Raw genomic sequence first — 2,505 nt, 5'->3', positions numbered from 1 at the left:
TGGTGCCGGTGCTGATGTTGGTGCAGCTGACTTCGCCGCAGGTTCTTTTGGAACTGAGATGTGCGTTCCGCCGCTGACTACCAATTTGTCACCAGGATAGATCAAGTGGCCTGTAATGCCGTTCCAGCTCATCAGCTGGTCCAGTGAGATGCCGTGATTGACTGCGATGCGGTATAAAGTGTCTCCGCCTTTAACTGTATAGTGCGATGTCACTGCTGCTGTTTCTTCTTTTTTCGTTTCTCCACCAATGCTGAGCTGCTGATTCGGGAAGATCAAGTCTGACGAAAGATCATTCCAGCCTTTCAAGTCACCTACTGAAACATTGTTTGCTTGTGAGATGGCCCACAGAGTGTCACCGGATTTAACTGTATAATTTGAGTCTGCGCTTGCTGCTGTTGCCGCGCCTACACTAAGAGCTGCGATTGCCGTTAGTGTAACGATATGCTTTTTCATAAAATGAAATTCCTCCTTTTCACTAACACAAGACAAACTATAACATCTAAACATTTCATTCAAATGACAAAACGACAGTTCAAATTTAACAATTACGTTACGTGAAAGTGGGAAATATTACAGTTTGTAATATAACTATTTATTTGGAGTTCGAGATAAATCCTGATATTTGGCCGTTTCATATTTCCTTATTCGCGTTTATGAGTATAGAAAAGAGGCTATAAGCACCTTATACCGCCCAACTTATTTATACATAAAGATTCAGCGTAACTTTTTCTGTCCGCTTCGTTTGGTATGAAAGGGTTGTAAAAGGAGGACTTAAAATGAAGAATGTTACAACCGTCTTCTGGATTTCCCTGGCAACCTGTTTGGGCCTCGTTGTTTGGGGATTTCTGGCTCCCATTAACTTCAGTGAGACAACAGGCGAACTCACCGCCCAAATATCAAGGATTTTCGGCTGGTACTACCTCGCTGCCGTTTTCTTAATGCTTATTTTCTGCATTTATCTCATCTTTTCACGGTTTTCTTCCATTAAACTAGGCAAGCCCGAAGACAAACCGGAATTCTCACTGCTGTCCTGGTTTGCCATGCTGTTCAGCGCAGGTATGGGGATGGGGCTGGTTTTCTGGACGACTTCCGAACCGATTTCCCACGCTTTCATCAGCGCCCCCCGCGCTGAAACTGGCACCAATCAGGCCATCACGGAAGCCATGCAGTTTTCATTCTTCCATTGGGGCCTGCATGCCTGGGCAGTATACGGTCTCGTCGCTTTGGCGCTCGCTTATTCTAAATTCCACAATGACGCCCCCGGTCTGATCAGCGCAACATTGGTTCCGTTATTCGGCAAAAAGCTGATGGCAGGGCCACTCGGCAAATTGATCGATGTGCTGGCGGTCTTCGCCACGATTGTCGGCGTCGCCTCCACATTGGGATTCGGTTCAGCTCAAATAAACGAAGGCATGCACTTCCTTCTCGGGACACCGAACACGTTTCCGTTTCAATTGCTGATCCTGGCTGTAGCGACCGTCCTGTTCATCCTTTCCGCCTGGTCAGGGATTGGCAGGGGCATCAAGTATTTAAGTAACATCAATATGGTACTCGCATTCGCGCTGGTGATCCTGTTGTTGTTCGCCGGGCCGACAATTTACATATTGAATATGTTTACACATAGCCTTGGAGGCTACCTGTCGAATTTCTTTATGATGAGTTTCCATTTGGAACCGCTTAATATAGATCGCCGGGCCTGGGTAAACAGCTGGACCATCTTCTACTGGGCATGGTGGATTTCGTGGGCACCGTTCGTCGGTATTTTTATTGCGCGAATTTCCCGTGGGCGTACAGTAAAGGAATTTGTACTCGGGGTATTATTGGTGCCTTCGATTGTCTGCTTTATTTTCTTCGCAGTATTCGGAGCTTCCGCCCTTAACCTGGAACAGAACGGCATTGCCAAAATTTCAGAATACAGTTTGGAGACGGCGACTTTTGCCGTGTTGCAGAATTACCCGCTCGGAACATTGATGTCGATCATGACGTTGTTCGTGGTTGCCATATTCTTTATCACTTCTGCTGATTCAGCCACTTTCGTACTTGGCATGCAGACGACCGGCGGCATGATCAATCCGCCGAACCTCGTGAAAATCACATGGGGGCTGATTCAGTCAGCAGTCGCCGCCATCATTGTCTTCTCGGGCGGCACACTTGGTTTGCAGAACATCCTGATTATAGCGGCACTTCCTTTTTCAGTGGTCGTATTGCTGATGGGCGCTGCTTTTTTAAAGGATGCGTCGCAGGATCCACTGGTTAAGAAAGCAAAAAGAGGCAGAATATAATTTTAATAAAGAGCATTTCCTTGTTGTGTGGGGAAATGCTCTTTATTTTGTCGTTTTTCATTAATTTGAATGCAATCTCTTTAGTTGTCGTTTTCTGAAGGGTTATTTCTCGAATTTATTGTATAAAAATTCCATAAAAGCGCTTTCGGCAATCGAAAGAGGGCCGGCAACTGGATTTATGATCGGTATAACAGGTTTTATGATCGGCAAAACTAGTTTTATG

2 protein-coding genes are annotated in these 2,505 nt (G+C 45.8%); one reads left to right on the top strand and one right to left on the bottom strand.

Translation table 11 applies throughout. The features are described from left to right. The coding region (locus tag KW93_RS15715; protein ID WP_033543999.1) for a LysM peptidoglycan-binding domain-containing protein at positions 1 to 453 on the bottom strand (453 nt) is incomplete at its 3' end. Positions 454 to 776: 323 nt separating this feature from the next. Here KW93_RS15715 and KW93_RS15710 point away from each other — a divergent pair. After that, a complete protein-coding gene (locus KW93_RS15710; protein ID WP_033543998.1) occupies positions 777 to 2,282 on the top strand; it encodes a BCCT family transporter in 1,506 nt (501 codons plus the stop codon). Positions 2,283 to 2,505 lie beyond the last annotated feature (223 nt).

It is taken from the genome of Planococcus sp. CAU13, assembly GCF_000775575.1.
In the GTDB taxonomy this organism is placed as follows: Bacteria; Bacillota; Bacilli; order Bacillales_A; family Planococcaceae; genus Planococcus.
Note: the sequence above shows the minus strand (reverse complement) of the source record. Positions and strands in the feature narration are given on the sequence as shown.

Bases quoted from the DNA above. Each gene is read 5' to 3' on its own strand.
- KW93_RS15710 (WP_033543998.1), top strand. From the start codon at position 777: ATGAAGAATGTTACAACCGTCTTCTGGATTTCCCTGGCAACCTGTTTG.